This window comes from Brevundimonas sp. ZS04, from assembly GCF_001956865.1.
GTDB lineage: Bacteria > Pseudomonadota > Alphaproteobacteria > Caulobacterales > Caulobacteraceae > Brevundimonas > Brevundimonas diminuta.
The window spans coordinates 1-422 of the sequence record NZ_MTHE01000064.1; the positions used below are offsets into that span (position 1 = coordinate 1).

A 422-nucleotide genomic window follows, 5' to 3' on the forward strand; every position below is an offset into this window, starting at 1 on the left:
TATCTCGACGATGTCTTCTCGTGGCTCTATCTCAACGTGCAGACCACCGTCACGCTCGGCGGCATGCTGTGGATCTACCTCTTCCACAACGGCCGCTACTACTTCGTGCGCAACATGTTCTTCGCGGCGTTCGTGCTCGCGTGCCTGCTCTATGTCGTGGTCCCGACGGCCCCGCCGCGGCTCATGCCGGCCGAGTACGGCTTCCACGATTCGGTGCAGGACTTCTCCGGCGCACGCAAGTTCATCTGGGAAGCGTTCGCCAATCCCTACGCCGCCGTGCCCTCGATGCACATTGGGTTTGCGCTGATGATCGGGTTCTCGATTGCGACGCTCTCGACGACGCGATGGGTACGTGCCTTCTGGTGGACCTATCCGGCTGCCATCCTGTTTGTCGTCGTCGCAACCGGCAATCACTTCTGGCT

The 422-nt window shown here is 61.1% G+C and carries 1 protein-coding gene; it reads left to right on the forward strand.

Annotation, left to right across the window (positions count from 1 at the left end; translation table 11 throughout):
* Nucleotides 1-422: phosphatase PAP2 family protein (locus BJP32_RS16785; RefSeq protein ID WP_198935316.1), on the forward strand; the 422-nt coding region annotated here is incomplete at both ends.